This window comes from Neobacillus solisequens, assembly GCF_051233465.1.
GTDB lineage: Bacteria > Bacillota > Bacilli > Bacillales > Cytobacillaceae > Neobacillus.
Genome location: NZ_JBKFGJ010000006.1, coordinates 258,415 through 273,726 on the forward strand (window position 1 = coordinate 258,415; position 15,312 = coordinate 273,726).

20 protein-coding genes and 1 pseudogene are annotated in these 15,312 nt (G+C 37.3%); 10 read left to right on the plus strand and 11 right to left on the minus strand.

Annotated features, from left to right (window positions below):
- Position 1: 1 nt before the first annotated feature.
- Positions 2-712 carry a DUF2238 domain-containing protein gene (locus ACI3K6_RS08765; RefSeq protein ID WP_435554505.1) on the minus strand — a complete coding sequence of 237 codons (711 nt, stop codon included), beginning with the start codon at positions 710-712 and terminating at the stop codon, positions 2-4.
- Between the two features lie 233 nt (positions 713-945).
- Between ACI3K6_RS08765 and ahpC the strand changes: the two genes are divergently transcribed.
- From ahpC to ACI3K6_RS08800, 7 genes are all read left to right on the plus strand, one after another.
- Positions 946-1,509 carry an alkyl hydroperoxide reductase subunit C gene (gene ahpC / locus ACI3K6_RS08770; RefSeq protein WP_335481290.1) on the plus strand — a complete coding sequence of 188 codons (564 nt, stop codon included), beginning with the start codon at positions 946-948 and terminating at the stop codon, positions 1,507-1,509.
- A gap of 12 nt (positions 1,510-1,521) precedes the next feature.
- On the plus strand, positions 1,522-3,051 hold the full coding sequence (gene ahpF, locus ACI3K6_RS08775) for an alkyl hydroperoxide reductase subunit F (protein WP_435554506.1): 1,530 nt from the start codon (positions 1,522-1,524) through the stop codon (positions 3,049-3,051).
- A 228-nt stretch (positions 3,052-3,279) separates the two neighbouring features.
- Positions 3,280-3,978 (plus strand): response regulator transcription factor, encoded by a 699-nt coding sequence (locus ACI3K6_RS08780; RefSeq protein WP_335479744.1) that lies wholly within the window; start codon positions 3,280-3,282, stop codon positions 3,976-3,978.
- Complete coding sequence (locus ACI3K6_RS08785; RefSeq protein ID WP_435554507.1) at positions 3,979-4,908, plus strand: sensor histidine kinase; 930 nt, start codon at positions 3,979-3,981, stop codon at positions 4,906-4,908.
- A gap of 102 nt (positions 4,909-5,010) precedes the next feature.
- Positions 5,011-5,934 carry an ATP-binding cassette domain-containing protein gene (locus ACI3K6_RS08790; RefSeq protein WP_435554508.1) on the plus strand — a complete coding sequence of 308 codons (924 nt, stop codon included), beginning with the start codon at positions 5,011-5,013 and terminating at the stop codon, positions 5,932-5,934.
- Positions 5,935-5,947: 13 nt separating this feature from the next.
- Positions 5,948-6,643 carry an ABC transporter permease gene (locus ACI3K6_RS08795; protein ID WP_435554509.1) on the plus strand — a complete coding sequence of 232 codons (696 nt, stop codon included), beginning with the start codon at positions 5,948-5,950 and terminating at the stop codon, positions 6,641-6,643.
- 260 nt (positions 6,644-6,903) lie between these two features.
- The gene (locus ACI3K6_RS08800) at positions 6,904-7,050 is read left to right on the plus strand and encodes a hypothetical protein (protein WP_335479706.1); all 147 of its coding nucleotides are present in this window, start codon (positions 6,904-6,906) and stop codon (positions 7,048-7,050) included.
- Between the two features lie 32 nt (positions 7,051-7,082).
- Here ACI3K6_RS08800 and ACI3K6_RS08805 read toward each other — a convergent pair whose 3' ends face one another.
- From ACI3K6_RS08805 to ACI3K6_RS08840, 8 genes are all read right to left on the minus strand, one after another.
- Positions 7,083-7,469 carry a thiol-disulfide oxidoreductase DCC family protein gene (locus ACI3K6_RS08805; RefSeq protein ID WP_435554510.1) on the minus strand — a complete coding sequence of 129 codons (387 nt, stop codon included), beginning with the start codon at positions 7,467-7,469 and terminating at the stop codon, positions 7,083-7,085.
- A 27-nt stretch (positions 7,470-7,496) separates the two neighbouring features.
- Positions 7,497-7,781 (minus strand): DUF3784 domain-containing protein, encoded by a 285-nt coding sequence (locus ACI3K6_RS08810; RefSeq protein ID WP_335479711.1) that lies wholly within the window; start codon positions 7,779-7,781, stop codon positions 7,497-7,499.
- A gap of 72 nt (positions 7,782-7,853) precedes the next feature.
- The gene (locus ACI3K6_RS08815) at positions 7,854-8,459 is read right to left on the minus strand and encodes a hypothetical protein (protein ID WP_435554511.1); all 606 of its coding nucleotides are present in this window, start codon (positions 8,457-8,459) and stop codon (positions 7,854-7,856) included.
- A complete protein-coding gene (locus tag ACI3K6_RS08820; RefSeq protein WP_435554512.1) occupies positions 8,452-8,787 on the minus strand; it encodes a PadR family transcriptional regulator in 336 nt (111 codons plus the stop codon). Before ACI3K6_RS08820 ends, ACI3K6_RS08815 begins: the two co-directional genes overlap by 8 nt.
- A gap of 141 nt (positions 8,788-8,928) precedes the next feature.
- The gene (locus ACI3K6_RS08825; protein ID WP_335479718.1) at positions 8,929-9,501 is read right to left on the minus strand and encodes a sporulation delaying protein family toxin; all 573 of its coding nucleotides are present in this window, start codon (positions 9,499-9,501) and stop codon (positions 8,929-8,931) included.
- On the minus strand, positions 9,498-10,427 hold the full coding sequence (locus tag ACI3K6_RS08830) for a sporulation-delaying protein SdpB family protein (RefSeq protein ID WP_435554513.1): 930 nt from the start codon (positions 10,425-10,427) through the stop codon (positions 9,498-9,500). Before ACI3K6_RS08830 ends, ACI3K6_RS08825 begins: the two co-directional genes overlap by 4 nt.
- On the minus strand, positions 10,412-10,951 hold the full coding sequence (locus tag ACI3K6_RS08835) for an SdpA family antimicrobial peptide system protein (RefSeq protein WP_435554514.1): 540 nt from the start codon (positions 10,949-10,951) through the stop codon (positions 10,412-10,414). The genes ACI3K6_RS08830 and ACI3K6_RS08835 overlap by 16 nt, the downstream gene beginning before the upstream one ends.
- A 28-nt stretch (positions 10,952-10,979) precedes the next feature.
- Positions 10,980-11,180, minus strand: a complete 201-nt coding sequence (locus ACI3K6_RS08840; protein ID WP_435554515.1) for a hypothetical protein — start codon at positions 11,178-11,180, stop codon at positions 10,980-10,982.
- Positions 11,181-11,335: 155 nt separating this feature from the next.
- On the opposite strand from ACI3K6_RS08840, the gene ACI3K6_RS08845 reads away from it, so the two are divergent.
- Entirely contained in the window at positions 11,336-12,229 is an 894-nt protein-coding gene (locus tag ACI3K6_RS08845; RefSeq protein ID WP_435554516.1) for a helix-turn-helix domain-containing protein, read from the plus strand.
- 268 nt (positions 12,230-12,497) lie between these two features.
- On the opposite strand, the pseudogene ACI3K6_RS08850 reads toward ACI3K6_RS08845, so the two are convergent.
- Both ACI3K6_RS08850 and ACI3K6_RS08855 read right to left on the minus strand, forming a co-directional pair.
- Positions 12,498-12,587, minus strand: a pseudogene (locus tag ACI3K6_RS08850) (methyl-accepting chemotaxis protein); the annotation flags it as partial.
- A gap of 67 nt (positions 12,588-12,654) precedes the next feature.
- Positions 12,655-13,026 (minus strand): winged helix-turn-helix transcriptional regulator, encoded by a 372-nt coding sequence (locus tag ACI3K6_RS08855; protein WP_335479728.1) that lies wholly within the window; start codon positions 13,024-13,026, stop codon positions 12,655-12,657.
- 164 nt (positions 13,027-13,190) lie between these two features.
- On the opposite strand from ACI3K6_RS08855, the gene ACI3K6_RS08860 reads away from it, so the two are divergent.
- Both ACI3K6_RS08860 and ACI3K6_RS08865 read left to right on the plus strand, forming a co-directional pair.
- The gene (locus ACI3K6_RS08860) at positions 13,191-14,405 is read left to right on the plus strand and encodes an MFS transporter (protein ID WP_435554517.1); all 1,215 of its coding nucleotides are present in this window, start codon (positions 13,191-13,193) and stop codon (positions 14,403-14,405) included.
- A gap of 56 nt (positions 14,406-14,461) precedes the next feature.
- Complete coding sequence (locus ACI3K6_RS08865; protein ID WP_435554518.1) at positions 14,462-15,304, plus strand: aldo/keto reductase; 843 nt, start codon at positions 14,462-14,464, stop codon at positions 15,302-15,304.
- The last annotated feature ends 8 nt before the right edge of the window (positions 15,305-15,312 follow it).

Consider the following 15,312-nt stretch of genomic DNA (forward strand, 5'->3'; position numbering starts at 1 on the left):
ATTAACAACTTTCCTTGTTTTCTATTTGCATTTTAAAGCTTTTCATTTGTTGCTTTCGCAAATTGATATACCCAACCGTTGACATGACCAAGGCACCCAATGCGTCTACGATGATATCCTCCATGGTGTCTGCAACCGCTTCGTGCCCAATTAAAATCGTACCTTCTGCGGTAATGAACTTCTGCATATTGGTCCCTAATAGGCCATCTGCGGTAAATTCATAGATCTCCCAAACAGCGCCACATGCCAAAGCGAAACAAAACGCAAATAAGGCAACGAAAAATGGACTTAACTGGATATTAAGCTTTTCTGTTTTATTAAAGAAATTGACAATGACAAAGCCTAAGGAACCAAGCATCGCTGCACTAAAGCAATGGAGAATTAAATCCCAATAGGGAATTCTATAATAAAAATTTCGAACTTCACCTAAATAAATGGCACAAAATAGAAAGATGAAATAGATGATTTCCATGATATCCGGTATATCAACCCGGAATCTTCTCTCCACTTCTGAAGGTAGAAAAATTACAATGCTGCCGAAGACACATTGCAAGATCATCAATACATAGTCACTTCTAACCCGATCGTATTCATTTTGTGCAGGTCCTGAAGGCGTCGTAAAAAACATATAAATTGCGTAAATAATGGACATGATAAGTAAGGTTAAAACGATTCTGAAGATCCACGTCTTTCTTTTTGGATATTTTTTCAATTTTTTCCACCCCCAAATCATTCTATACCTTTTACGTGAAATTAGAAAAAAGGATTCGCTCTATTGTATAAAACTCCATTTTTTTCTAAATAATTTATGAAATGTGAGTTGATTCACTTGACAAAAAAGTGAAATTTATACGATAATTATTTTTGAATTAGAATTATTCTAGTTTAGAAAAAGATTTATTAAAATCTTTTATCAATATAAAACCATTTTAGGAGGAAACAAACATGTCTTTAATCGGTAAAGAAGTACAACCATTCGTAAATCAAGCTTATCATAACGGTGATTTCATTACAGTTTCTGAACAAAACTTTAAAGGCAAATGGAGTGTAGTATGCTTTTATCCAGCAGATTTTACATTCGTATGTCCTACTGAATTAGAAGATCTTCAAAATCAATATGCAACACTAAAAGAGCTTGGAGTTGAAGTATACTCTGTTTCAACAGATACTCATTTCACACATAAAGCATGGCATGATCATTCACCAGCGATCAGCAAAATTGAGTACATTATGGTGGGAGACCCTTCCCAAAAACTTACTCGCATCTTTGACGTATTAGAAGAAGAAGAAGGCCTTGCACAACGTGGTACTTTCATTATTGATCCAGACGGCGTTGTTCAAGCAATGGAAATCAATGCAGGTGGCATCGGCCGTGACGCAAGCACACTTGTAAACAAAATCAAAGCAGCACAATATGTTCGCAACAATCCAGGAGAAGTTTGCCCTGCTAAATGGCAAGAAGGCGGACAAACATTGAAGCCAAGCCTTGATCTAGTAGGAAAGATTTAAGGAGTAGCTCCTATGTTACTAGATACAGAAATAAAAGCACAATTAGCCCAGTACCTTCAACTAATGGAGGGGGACGTGCTGCTTAAAGTTAGTGCAGGAGAGGATGCCGTTTCCCGCGATATGCTTTCTTTGGTGGATGAATTAACTTCTATGTCATCCAACGTGAAAGTGGAAAAGGTTCAATTAGAAAGAACACCAAGCTTCAGCGTCAACCGTATTGGGGAAGATACTGGAGTCACTTTTGCCGGTGTTCCACTTGGTCATGAATTCACTTCATTAGTATTGGCACTGCTTCAGGTTAGCGGAAGAGCACCAAAGGTGGAACAAAAAGTTATTGATCAAATCAAAAACATTAAAGGCAACTATCACTTTGATTCTTATATCAGCTTGACTTGCCACAACTGCCCTGATGTTGTTCAAGCCTTAAACTTGATGAGCATACTTAATCCTGGTATTTCACACACCATGATTGATGGTGGAGCCTTTAAGGATGAGGTCGAGAGCAAAAACATCATGGCGGTCCCAACCGTTTTCCTAAATGGAGAATCTTTCGGAAGCGGTCGTATGACAGTTGAAGAAATCCTTGCTAAATTAGGAAATGGTCCGGATGCATCAGAGCTTTCTGATAAAGAACCTTTTGATGTACTAGTAATTGGCGGCGGTCCTGCTGGTTCCAGTGCGGCAATCTATGCTGCACGTAAAGGAATTCGCACTGGTATTGTGGCAGAACGCTTTGGCGGTCAAGTCATGGATACCATGGGTATTGAAAACTTTATCAGCGTTAAATATACCGAAGGCCCTAAACTTGCAGCCAGCCTTGAAGAGCATGTGAAAGAGTATGATGTTGATGTCATGAATCTTCAGCGTGCGAAACGCTTGGAAAAGAAAGAATTTATTGAAGTTGAATTGGAAAACGGTGCTGTTCTAAAAAGTAAGACCGTCATTCTGTCAACTGGTGCCCGTTGGCGTAATGTCGGTGCTCCTGGGGAAGCTGAGTTCAAGAATAAAGGCGTGGCTTACTGCCCACACTGTGACGGTCCATTATTTGCGGGTAAAGACGTTGCGGTGATCGGCGGCGGTAACTCTGGTATTGAAGCAGCAATTGACCTTGCCGGTATCGTCAACCATGTAACAGTACTTGAATTTATGCCAGAGCTTAAAGCTGACTCTGTCTTACAAGAGCGTCTTTACAGCCTGCCAAACGTTACCGTTCTGAAGAACGTTCAGACAAAAGAGATCACTGGTACTGACAAAGTGAATGGGATTACTTATATAAATCGTGAAACTGGTGCTGAGCATCACGTGGAATTACAAGGGGTATTTGTTCAAATCGGTCTTGTTCCTAATACCGATTGGTTGGGTGAAACAGTTGAACGGACTCGTTTTGGCGAAATCATCGTCGATAAACACGGCGCTACAAACGTCCCTGGTGTATTTGCTGCAGGGGATTGTACCGACAGTGCTTATAAGCAAATTATTATTTCAATGGGGTCAGGTGCAACCGCAGCTTTAGGTGCATTTGATTATCTCATTCGTAATTAGATATTTTAAAGGGAATTGGAGATGTCCAATTCCCTTTTTTACTTTTCTGGCATTTATTTAGCTTCAGCCTGTTGCTTTTTTAGTTCCTGCTTTGTCCAAACTTGCCTCGTCTTCAAATAAATTCTTGCCATTTTGGTATAATTAGGTAAGCATTAAAGTTATGCGTAACATCACTTTTCTCTTTATATACAACAAAACTGAAATATTAATGGGGAGGCGATATTTTTGATGCAGAAAACTATTTTACTTGTTGAAGATGACCCGGCTATTAGTAATATGGTAAAAACATATTTAAATAACGAGGGCTTCACTGTTAAATGTGTATTTGATGGCGAAGAAGCAGAAATTGCCTTTAAGCATGCGAATTATGATTTGGTTTTGTTAGACTTAATGTTGCCGAAGTTGAATGGTATGGACTTTATTCAAATAGTGCGGACTACTAGTTACATACCCGTAATTATTATGTCAGCAAAAGATAGCGAAGTGGATAAAGCGTTAGGGCTTGGTTTAGGAGCAGATGATTATATCACTAAACCATTTTCAATGGTTGAACTAGCTGCAAGAGTGAAAGCAGCGATAAGAAGATCTACACAATACATAGGGACTCAAATCGAACGAAATACATCCATAATCAAAGTACATGAGATTGAATTAGATATGGAGAATTATCTTGTGACTAAAAACGGTATTGAGATCAACTTAACATCAAAGGAATGGAAGATTCTTTGTTTGTTTTTTGAACATCAAAAGAAAGTTTTTACAAAAGAACAGATTTATCGATCCGTATGGAGTGATGATTATTATGGGGATGAAAATATTATAAACGTACATATTAGCCGACTGAGAGAAAAGATCGAGGATACCCCATCGAAACCAACCTATATTAAAACAATATGGGGGATTGGCTACAAGCTGGGTGAATTTTAAATGATTACAATATTAAGCATGATCATACTGGCCCTTCTTATTTGTGTGATCTTTCAATACCAATCAAAAAAGGGAAGAAATAAGGAGCTTATCTATATAACTAACAAACTAGAACAGATAAAAGCCTCACAAGTAAGTGAGAGAATTCTCGTCGTAACAGATGATAAGCAACTCATTAAAATGCTAGATATGTTAAATCAAGTAGTTGATGAGTATCAAGAAAATGTACGTCAGTATAAAAAATCGAAAACCTCGATGAAGCGGATGTTAGCGAATGTCTCTCATGATCTTAAAACGCCGCTTACCGTAATCGCAGGATATATTGAAATGCTGCAGCAGCAACCTCAAATGAAGGAACAAGAAAGAGTGCGTATGCTCGAACAAGTACATAGTAAAACATTAGAACTTATTACGTTAATGAATACATTTTTTGACTTAGCCAAGTTAGAATCCGGTGATAAAGACATCCCGCTTGAAAAAATTAATTTAACGGAGATCTGTAAAAATAATATTCTATTGTTCTATGAATGGATCCAAATGAAAGGACTAGAAGTAGTTATTGAGATTCCTGAAAGGCCCGTATTTGCTCTCGGTAATGAGGAAGCACTAAACCGTGTTTTAAATAACCTGATTTCAAACGGTCTTCGCTATGGTGCTGATGGCAAGTTGATCGGTATAAGGTTGTTTAATGACGAGACAAGGGTCTTTGTCGAAGTTTTCGATAAAGGAAAAGGAATAAATGAAACGGAGCAGGACCGTGTATTTGAACGTTTATTCACACTTGAAGAATCGAGAAATAAAGCCTTCCAAGGCAGTGGTCTGGGTTTAACCATAACCAAAAGACTGGTTGAAGAAATGCAAGGGGACATTTCAATACAATCGATACCGTTTGAAAAAACATCCTTTACATTTTCATTGAAACGTTTATAGAGTAGCAAGCTATTTTTCTTAAGACTTTTGTAAGAATTTAGACAGAAAAAAGCAAGGGTTGCTTGCTAGACTTTAACTAGGTCGAAAACAAGGAGGGGTATCATGGACTATGTAGTACAGACAAGAAATTTAACGAAAACTTTCCACGGACATGATGCTGTGTCAAATGTAACGATGAATATTAGGGAGGGTGAGATTTATGGATTTCTTGGGCCGAATGGTGCCGGTAAATCAACCATTATGAAGATGTTAACTAATATGATTAAGCCTTCGCAAGGTGAGATCACCATCTTTGGAAAATCACTCAACCGTGATTCCTTCGATTACTTGAAGCGAATAGGCAGTATGATCGAATACCCCATTTTTTATGAGAAAATGACTGCTCTTGAAAACTTAGAACTGCATTGCGCCTATATGGGGTACCATAACAGGCAGGCAATTCGTGATGCTTTGGAGCGGGTTGGTCTTGAAAATGTTGAAAATAAACTACCAAAGGATTTTTCACTTGGGATGAGACAGCGTCTTTCTGTCGCAAGAGCCATTATCACAAAGCCGGAATTCTTGATTCTGGATGAGCCCATTAACGGACTGGATCCAGCCGGGATTAAGGCTATGAGAAAGTTATTTAAAATGCTTAATCAAGAATACGGCATGACACTATTAATTTCCAGCCATGTTATCGGTGAAATTGAGAAAATCGCAGACACCATCGGTATCATTAAAGGAGGCATACTGATAGAAGAGGCGTCAATGGCTACGATAAAGGCGAGAACAACAGAATATATTGAGTTAGTGACAAGTAATCAAAGGAAAGCAGTCGCTGTTCTTCATGATAAACTTGGTATAAATAATTTTAAGGTGATTGATGGCCAGGTCATTCGTATCTATGCTACAGAAGTGCCTCAGTCGACCATTTCTAAGACCTTGATAATGGAAGATATCAATATTGAGTATATGAATAAAAATCGGACAACGTTAGAAGAGTATTTCATTAAACAAGTTGAGTTAAATAAGTCCGTAGTGTAAGGGAGGGAACACTTTGTTAAATTTAATAAAACTTGAGCTTAAAAAGAATAAATTAGGGTGGTTTTTCAAAGGGATTATTCTTGCTAATTTAATTATTCTTGGTTTATTATGCATGATTCCTGCAATCGAAAAGAGTGAAGGAGATCAAACCTTGAACAGCTTTACTGATTATTTTACCCTCAGTGGGGCGATGGTAAGGGGCACTATGATTGTTTTTGCCGCTGTACTGATTTCAAAAATAATTATTGATGAATTTAAAAATCGAACACACCTTGTGCTGTTTTCCTATCCAGTTAACCGTAAAAAGATCCTAACAGCAAAATTAATACTAATTTTTACTTTAACTTTATTTACAATGGTAATCTCTAATCTGTTCGTGATTCATGCTTTAATGGGTATGAACCAGATTTTACATTTAACGTCTGTCATGAGTTTTACGGTTACTGATTATTTTGCGGAAATAGTAAAACTGTTGATGTTTAATCTTGCCACTGCAGGAGCGGCACTTGTGCCATTATATTTTGGTATGAAAAAGTACTCAACACCGGCAACGATTGTTTCCTCAATATTAATTGTTTTTGTAACCTCGTCAACAGGATCAGGTATCTCATTAGCCAGCATCATTTATATTCCACTTGCATTGGCATTAATGGCTCTAGGAATTGTTTTTTTAGCTATTCGGAATATTGAACGGATTGATTTAAATTAAGTGTTGGTGAATATTTTAAGTGTATGTTTATCTCTCTTGTTTTAATATGGTGTAGAAAGCGACAATGGGGCTTTGAAGAAACAGTTTCCTAGTATATGGTAAAAGCTATCAGTATATTGCGGCAAAATCGGGTGATTTTGCTATTTTTAAAGCTGTGTAATAGAGAATTATTGATTTTTTCAACACGATAATTGGAGCGGAAGGCACGAAGACTCTTCGAAAATGCTATCGCATTTCCTTCGCGCGCGGGCGGATTCAAGATGAAATTCAATGTCCTGCGGGAGCACGGAACAGGTGAGACCCCGCAGGCGCCAAAACGCCGAAGAGGCTCACCGGACCGCCCGCGGAAAGCAAAGTGCTTGGAACGTAAATCAAAGCCAAGTTTGACAGAGCCATTTTTAAAGTAATATCTTTTAGCGTAAATATTTGATTAGTTTTCTTATTTCAATTTACAGAATGAATCATCACACTTGCCGACTGGTACGATCGTACGGTGTTCGGAAATGTATTTGTAAACAACATGGCCAATTCCAAGCCTTGAAGAAATGATTAAAAATGGCCAAAGAATAAAAAACATGGGGATACGAGCCGATATTGAAATAAAAGCATCCAGGCCGGATACATATTTTCCGTTACGTTTAATAACGGCGTACATTTTCTTTTCTAAGTCCTCCAAGGGGACAGAGATTTCTTTTTCAATTCCTTTTTCGCGGATACCAATCATCTCTATTAGCCCGAACCAGTCTAACCGTTGGATTTTCTCTTTAATTGCAATACACAATGAGCACCAGTTATCGTAAAAGACTACCATTTTCAATGATTTCATGCATATCAACTCACTTTGCCCCAATAGTTACTCAACCATTTTTTCGTTTACATAAATAATGATTGTTAGTCCATAAGCGACACTTACGATCGGCAGGATTGTATCTTTATAAGGATAATCAAAGAACGCACTTATTAATAAAAGTATGCCTAGAGGAAAGAATAAGTATAAACCTGCAATTTTGGCTAATTTATTTTTGTCTCTAACTCTTTTTTCATTAAACCCCGTTAGAATCCATGTCTGTTTTTTCACCCCTACTAGAAAAGCGATGAAAAAAAACAAAAGACTTAGAATGATTAGATTGTAATCCATCTTAATACCTCCATTTAAAAATCTTTTGAAAATACCCATTCCCCTTCTTTTCTTTGTTGATAAATGGCTTTACTAGTGTACTAGCTTTTTATTCATATAAAAGTAGAACCCCGCACTAACTAGAATAACCATAGCCATAAAGAGAAGCTGTTTGTTAGGAAACGTAACATATTGTCCAACAAGAAATATCATCCCTAATACAAACAGGTAGATGCTGCCCAATTGGGCGATTTTTTCTTTATGCCTAACTCTTGCAGGCTTTTTTCTGATAACGGCAAACCCCCAGATTGTTTTCTTGAATAGGATTACATAGGAATAGATGAATAGCATCAATGCTAATAATAGTTCTTGATATTCCGGAAAAACGGTGATCCCTATGATGCCTACAACAATGGGGAATAGGAGTCCCAAATGATGCTTCACTTTTCTTCCAAAACTGATTTTATTAGAGGCTTCCATAAATTCTGTGGCTAATTCGTTCAGCGACAGAAATTCATCCTTTATTTTTTGTGCAATCTCATTGGTGGATAACCCTTTCTTTTTGAGATCTTCTGCATAGGAATTCAGATGGTCCCTAATTTCTTCGACTAAGTTTTTACGCTGAACCTGCTGAATTTGATGCATCCGCTCCTCTAGGTCCTCAATATACTGTGAAATTATGTCCTCTAAATTATTCAAAAGCACCACCTCCTCCCAAAAGCTCAACTGCTTCATAAATTTCCTTTAACTTCATGATCCGTTCTTTTAAAAGTAAACTACCTTCTTTTGTGATGTAGTAGTACTTTCTTCGAGGCCCTTCTAACGAATCCTCCCAGTAAAACTCGATCCATCCTTTTTCGGTCATCCTTTTTAGAATTGGGTAAATGGCTCCTTCCGAAATTGAAAATAACGGTGATTGTTTTAATGCAGCCGAGATTTCATACCCATACCTGGACTGATTTTTAATTTGAGAGAGAATGGTTAACTCGAACATGCCTTTTCTTAACTGAATTGTCCAATTATCCATATTTTCACTGTCCATATCTTTAGTTTCAAATATTAACACTATATATCAGTTATACTTAGTTAGTAAAAAAATATGAAAGTTTGGGAGCCTTTTCGGATTAAAAGTGCGGAAGATGGGGAGTCTTCCGCACTATATTTGCTCTTAGTTTACTTCTTCAACTAGGGAGCGGATAGCCATTTCTCTGTTTGTATCATCTTTTTTTGCGATTGGGGTAATATCGATTGCAAAGAGGACAAGGACAATGCCCGCTGCTGCTGCTGCAACATAATAATAGTAGTAGTACCAAGATACGGATACAGAAGCTGCTGCTCCTACTACTCCATCATTTTTTGCCATTTGCTTTTCCATTTCGGCAACATCACTTTTGATGATATCTCCGGCATCTTTTAATAACTTGTCTACTTTAGCAGGATTTTTTGAATAAGTAGCCTTTTGAAGCTTCTTGAAAAAATTAGGATCTTCTTTTGAAATCTCTATCATCACTCTATTAGCAAATTCCTTAGATTCTTTTGTGTTGAGCTTTTCTACCATATCCTGAGAGAATACGTTATCCAGTTTCTTTCCTAGTTCGCCTTGTGCAAAGACGAAACCTTTAAAAATTTCTTCCCCTGAATATTGGTACTCTTTTGCGTGAACGGTAGTGCCTGCCCCGTTGGAGAAGATTACTCCAAAGACAATGGCAAATGAGAGTAGTGATATAATGATTTTCTTCAACTTACTGCCTCCTCTAATTTCTTTGTTTTTTTGGTTTTATTTTTAGCAAGTAATTTGCAAAAAACTGAGTCAATGGGTATCAGGTATAGAATCAATACACCGGTCATAATCATGGAAAAACTAATAAGACCCAACATAAGTGCAAAAATCTCATGCATGGATATGGCTATAATAAAGATGGTTCTCCAATATTTCTTAGGTGCGAAGAGTGAGCAAAAGATGACGATTTGAACAAGAAGAGTTCCCCAAGTGGGAATAACAACTAGTGGGCTTGCAATAATTGAGTGAGTGATATAGTCAAAAAATGAATTAAATCCAACTGTTTTTTCACGGGAGTAATAATAGACGGCTGTACCGTCAATCCATTCCTTATTCTTTAATTTTGCTATTGTGGAGTGAAAATAAATAATGGCTACTTGAAGACGAATAAAGAAAAAGGAGATATAGGCTATAATTTTCGAATAGATGCCAGGACTAAAGTGGTTTTCGCTGGCGTCCCAATGCCATTTTCTGTTATCAGTTAATGTAATTGGAATCAATAGAAACGCAATGACAGAAGCGGCCTGCTCGCCTCCATCAATTACCACCATCGAAGCTTGCATACTGTATGTTACATACCAGTGAAGAACACCTGTAAATCTTGGTCTCCAACCGCTAACGACCAAAATAAGAAGAAAGATAAAGATCCAACGGATTATGTTGAGGTAAAAATAATTGTTCTGGGCAAAGCAGAAAGCACTAAATCCAGTTTCACAGATTGGAAATTTGATAGATGCCGAGGATGGTTTGAAAAGTAACTCGGGCCTATTCGAGATTAATGTAACCATGCTTGAAAAAGCGATTATACTCCTGGCTAGCCCATATACATTTGTCCAAGGATTTTTGAGTTTCCAACAGAGGATTAACTTCTCTATTGTTTGGAACATTGGATATCCGCCTTTACGATTTGTTTTACTTCAGTCCCTGCCAAACTGTACTTGTAATAGCTCCAAGGAATGATTTCTTCCTGTGTAAAGTAGTACTCTCCACATAGTAATGGACTGGGAGTTTTATTTTCAATGTGGATTTTTTTTGCTGATTTTTCACATGACTTAAGGTCATTTCCATCACATTTTACCCAGTCTTCCTTACTAATTTTTACGGACAATGCCCCCATTTCCACTCCTTGGGATCGGCCCTTTCGGTATAACCCCAATAAATTTTCAAATCTCATGGTTGGAAAAAGTACTTTCAAGCTCTTTTCGTTAGCTGTATGTATGCCCAATAACATGTCTCTTGGACTTTTACTGAAGAAACCCCATCCTTGGGGGAGCATAGATGCAAATACGATTTTTGAATCTTTGCTTAAGGGAATGGGAGTTGTTCCTAAACTTGCTACTACAGAGGAGGAAAAAATGAACCCCCAGATAGTTGAAAAAACGATAAATACGGATATAGCTTTTTTCCCCAAGTGATTCCCTCCCTTTTGGTTGAAAATATTAGCCTAAATAGGTGTCTAGTTGTAGATTCATCTCCAGGTGTAATTCCAGATCGGAATGTTGATTAGGCAGATCACATAGCATCATGTCATCTTGTTTAGGTACATTAGCGGTTTTTATAGCTTTAGCTTGTAGTTGGTAAGACATGGAAAAAACTAATAAAGTTAAGGCAAAAATAGATTTTACTAAATGTTTTTTCATAATAATCCCTCCTATTAATCTGATTATAAATGAATGTAAAAATCCATGTTTTCGGCAAAATTAGGGAAATACTGGTTTTTTTACTCGTTTATACAGTATTTATGGTGGTTTTGATTTAAAATATAATTATATTAATATTTTGGGAGGGATCCTTTTTGAATATAGCTAAATTAATAGGAGAACAAATAAGATACTTGCGTCAACAAGCGGGTCTAACACAGGCCCAATTGGCCCAAGGTATTATTACTCAAGCACAAATTAGTAACATTGAAAAAGGACGGGTTTTGCCTTTAAGCACAACTCTTTTTGAAATAGCCAATAAACTAGGTGTTGATGTAAATTACTTTTATGAACAGGCCTATACCGTGCGTCATGATTATATAAGCGAAGTAAAATTTCAGATTCGTAAGTTTATTAGGGAAAGAAATTATGAAGAGGTTGAAAAGATGATTGTGGCAGAGGAGAAGAATCCTGCATTTAAGGTTCCTCATAATTGGCAATTTATGCTATGGCACCTTGGAATTGTAGAATATTACAATAAAGGTGACTTTAAAAAATCTTTATCTACCCTTCAGAAGGCATTGGAACTAGAGGTTAATTCAAATATCGTAAATATCAAGCTACAAGAGATAGAAATCTTAAACAGTATTGCCATCATCAACAATGAAATCAAAAGGTTTACAGATTCAATAAATATTTATCAGAAGGCCTTTGCTAAACTGGATAAATTAATTGATGTCAGGGACCCTAGGGTTGAAATTAGGCTTTGTTATGGTTTAGCTAAAAGCCACTATAAAATAGGTGATTATAAACAATCAATCTTTTTGTGTAAGCGAGGGGTTAATCTCTGCATTAACAATGAACTATTATACCTTTTAGGTGAGCTTTACTATCAAATTGCACAAAACTACGAGAATCAACATCATATTATAAAAGCAGCGAGTCTTTACACAAAGGCAAAATCCCTTTTTGAAATAGAGAATAAAGTCCTTTTTAAAAAAATTGTGGAAGAAAGATTAATTCAAATTAGTAAAGAGGTGAATAGTTGAAATGACATTTTCTAAATATATATATCTACTTAATTTTTGGTGGTGTAAAAATAACTACTAATCAAGATGGATTTTTATGGAGGAAATTAAATGTTAATATTTAGTTAACCTGGCATGGTGAAACTGAATGGAATAAGGAAAGTCGCTTACATGGATGGGGGATTCGCCACTGTCGGAGAAGGGAATCGCAAATGCCATTGCTTTAGGGAAAAGGCTGATACATACGGATTTTCAAACTAATTATTAAAGTCCAAGTGGTATATCCTTACAAACTGCTAACCTCATTGGCAACAACTGCAAATCCTTTTCTATGTTCACCTACACGTGCTGCTTCGATGGAAGCATTTAAAGCTAAAGTTGCCTCGACTCCGGACACATTCTGAGTCATCCATGCTTCCTCTGTCTGAAAACACCCTACTCTCTTTTTATTTCAAATGCTCATTCAAAACATTCTCTTCTAAAACTAAAAACTTATCTCCATAAACTTTGGTAATATGTCTTTCTCCCCAATTACAAAGCGAATCCAGGATATCCTTTAAGCTCCAGCCATACTCACTTAGTTCATACTCTACTTTTGGAGGCACTTGATTATAGACGATTCGATTTATGATCCCGTCCTCTTCCAATTCGCGCAACTGCTGAGTTAACATTTTTTGAGTTATCTCTGGCATCAAGCGCTTTAATTCACTTGTGCGCTTTTTACCATGCGTTAGATGGCATAGAATCACGCATTTCCACTTACCTCCTATTACTTCCAATGTCGCCTCAACTGATATATTGTATTTCTTTTTTTTCATGAACCATTTCCTCCTAAACATTGATAGGCACAAAAAAGTAACTATCTTACCTATAAGTGCCTATATCACTTTAAAGTGCGTACTTCTCATTACTTATGATATATACCATAATAACATTTGCCGGCTAAAATAGAATCTTTATTGCAACATTGAGGAGGGATTACATGTCAATTGATAAAAAACGAAGCACATTCGCGTTAATAGCTCTTGCGACAAGTGCTTTTGCCATAGGAACTACAGAATTTATTAGTGTTGGGTTATTACCGCTCATTGCCGGAGATTTAAACGTACCGGTTACAACTGCCGGTCTGACGGTTTCCCTATACGCCCTAGGAGTGACATTCGGAGCTCCGATCCTAACATCTATCACTTCTAGCATGTCACGTAAAGCTTTATTACTTTGGATTATGATCATCTTTATTTTCGGCAATAGTTTGGCAGCCAGTGCCACAAGTATCGGAGTACTGCTTTCCGCTCGCATCATTTCTGCCTTATCGCATGGCGTATTTATGTCTATTGGTTCCACTATTGCAGCTGATTTGGTACCTGAAAACCGCAGAGCCAGTGCCATATCCATCATGTTTTCGGGATTAACGGTTGCCACCGTTACGGGTGTGCCATTTGGAACCTTCATTGGGCAGCATTTTGGCTGGAGAATGGCATTTATTCTTATCATTGCAGTTGGGATTATAGCCTTGATTGCGAATAGTATTCTCATTCCAACCAACTTACGGGCAGGAACGCGAACATCCATCCGCAATCAATTACAATTATTGAAAAATGGTCGGCTATTACTTTTATTTATCATTACCGCCTTAGGGTATGGAGGGACATTTGTTGTCTTCACTTATTTATCCCCTATTCTGCAGGATATTACAGGATTTAAAGAAGGAACTGTAGCGGTGATTCTACTGTTATATGGGGTAGCCATTGCGATTGGGAACATAGCAGGTGGAAAACTATCCAATCAAAATCCTATTAAAGCTTTATTTTATATGTTCATTGTTCAAGCGATTGTTCTTTTCATCCTTATGTATACTGCTCCATTTAAAATAGCAGGGCTTATTACAGTGTTCTTTATGGGTCTTCTTGCCTTTATGAATGTCCCGGGATTACAAGTATATGTGGTTATGTTAGCCGAACGTTATGTTCCCTCTGCAGTAGATGTGGCTTCGGCGATAAATATTGCGGCATTTAACGCTGGCATTGCATTTGGGTCCTTCCTAGGAGGGGTTATTACAGATTCCATCGGACTCATTCACACGACTTGGATGGGGGCCTTGATGGTTTTAGCGGCTGTATTTTTGGCCTTTTGGAGTTGGAATCTTGAAAAAAATGATCAAAAAGCTGTAAGTTTCCAAAACCAAAAGTGCTCTTAGATTTTTTATACAATAAAAGATGGTGTTCTAATAAAACAATTAACGGAGGGTTATATGTGATGAAAAATTTACAAAGTACTACAACACTTAGCAATGGAGTAAAAATGCCTTGGCTTGGAATTGGAGTCTTTAAAGTAGAGGAAGGTCCTGAACTGGTGAATGCTGTTTCATTTGCCATTAAACACGGTTATCGCAGTATTGATACAGCTGCCATTTATGAAAATGAAGAAAGTGTGGGTCAAGCTATTCACACCGCCATCAAAGAAAGCGGTCTTACTAGAGAAGATTTATTTATCACCTCAAAAGTTTGGAATGCAGACCTAGGCTATGAATCTACCATCGCTGCCTATGAAACTAGTATTAATAAACTTGGGCTGGATTATTTGGATTTATATCTGATTCACTGGCCGGTTGAAGGCAAATACAAAGAGGCATGGCGTGCTTTGGAAACTCTTTATAAAGAGGGGAGAGTGAAGGCGATTGGGGTTAGCAATTTCCATATTCACCATCTGGAGGAATTAATGAAGGATGCGGAAATAATGCCGATGGTCAATCAAGTGGAATATCACCCAAGATTAGCACAAAGGGAACTGTGGGCTTTTTGTCAAGAACACGGAATTCAGCTGGAAGCCTGGTCGCCACTCATGCAAGGGCAACTGTTGGATCACCCGGATTTACGAGATATAGCCACTAAATATAATAAATCAATTGCACAAGTTATAATCCACTGGGATTTACAAAACGGAGTGGTTACCATTCCAAAATCTACGAAGGAACATCGAATTGTAGAAAACTCCGATGTATTTGATTTCGATCTAACAAGAGAAGACATGGACAAAATTGACCAGCTTAATCAAAATCATCGAGTAGGCCCAGATCCTGATAATTTTGATTTCTAATTAAATAA

What these genes read in the sequence shown, in the direction of transcription:
- ahpC (WP_335481290.1), top strand. Translation starts at nt 946, where the DNA reads ATGTCTTTAATCGGTAAAGAAGTACAACCATTCGTAAATCAAGCTTAT.
- ahpF (WP_435554506.1), top strand. Translation starts at nt 1,522, where the DNA reads ATGTTACTAGATACAGAAATAAAAGCACAATTAGCCCAGTACCTTCAA.
- ACI3K6_RS08780 (WP_335479744.1), top strand. Translation starts at nt 3,280, where the DNA reads ATGCAGAAAACTATTTTACTTGTTGAAGATGACCCGGCTATTAGTAAT.
- ACI3K6_RS08785 (WP_435554507.1), top strand. Translation starts at nt 3,979, where the DNA reads ATGATTACAATATTAAGCATGATCATACTGGCCCTTCTTATTTGTGTG.
- ACI3K6_RS08790 (WP_435554508.1), top strand. Translation starts at nt 5,011, where the DNA reads ATGGACTATGTAGTACAGACAAGAAATTTAACGAAAACTTTCCACGGA.
- ACI3K6_RS08800 (WP_335479706.1), top strand. Translation starts at nt 6,904, where the DNA reads ATGAAATTCAATGTCCTGCGGGAGCACGGAACAGGTGAGACCCCGCAG.
- ACI3K6_RS08805 (WP_435554510.1), bottom strand. Translation starts at nt 7,469, where the DNA reads ATGAAATCATTGAAAATGGTAGTCTTTTACGATAACTGGTGCTCATTG.
- ACI3K6_RS08810 (WP_335479711.1), bottom strand. Translation starts at nt 7,781, where the DNA reads ATGGATTACAATCTAATCATTCTAAGTCTTTTGTTTTTTTTCATCGCT.
- ACI3K6_RS08820 (WP_435554512.1), bottom strand. Translation starts at nt 8,787, where the DNA reads ATGGATAATTGGACAATTCAGTTAAGAAAAGGCATGTTCGAGTTAACC.
- ACI3K6_RS08830 (WP_435554513.1), bottom strand. Translation starts at nt 10,427, where the DNA reads ATGTTCCAAACAATAGAGAAGTTAATCCTCTGTTGGAAACTCAAAAAT.
- ACI3K6_RS08840 (WP_435554515.1), bottom strand. Translation starts at nt 11,180, where the DNA reads ATGAAAAAACATTTAGTAAAATCTATTTTTGCCTTAACTTTATTAGTT.
- ACI3K6_RS08855 (WP_335479728.1), bottom strand. Translation starts at nt 13,026, where the DNA reads ATGAAAAAAAAGAAATACAATATATCAGTTGAGGCGACATTGGAAGTA.
- ACI3K6_RS08860 (WP_435554517.1), top strand. Translation starts at nt 13,191, where the DNA reads ATGTCAATTGATAAAAAACGAAGCACATTCGCGTTAATAGCTCTTGCG.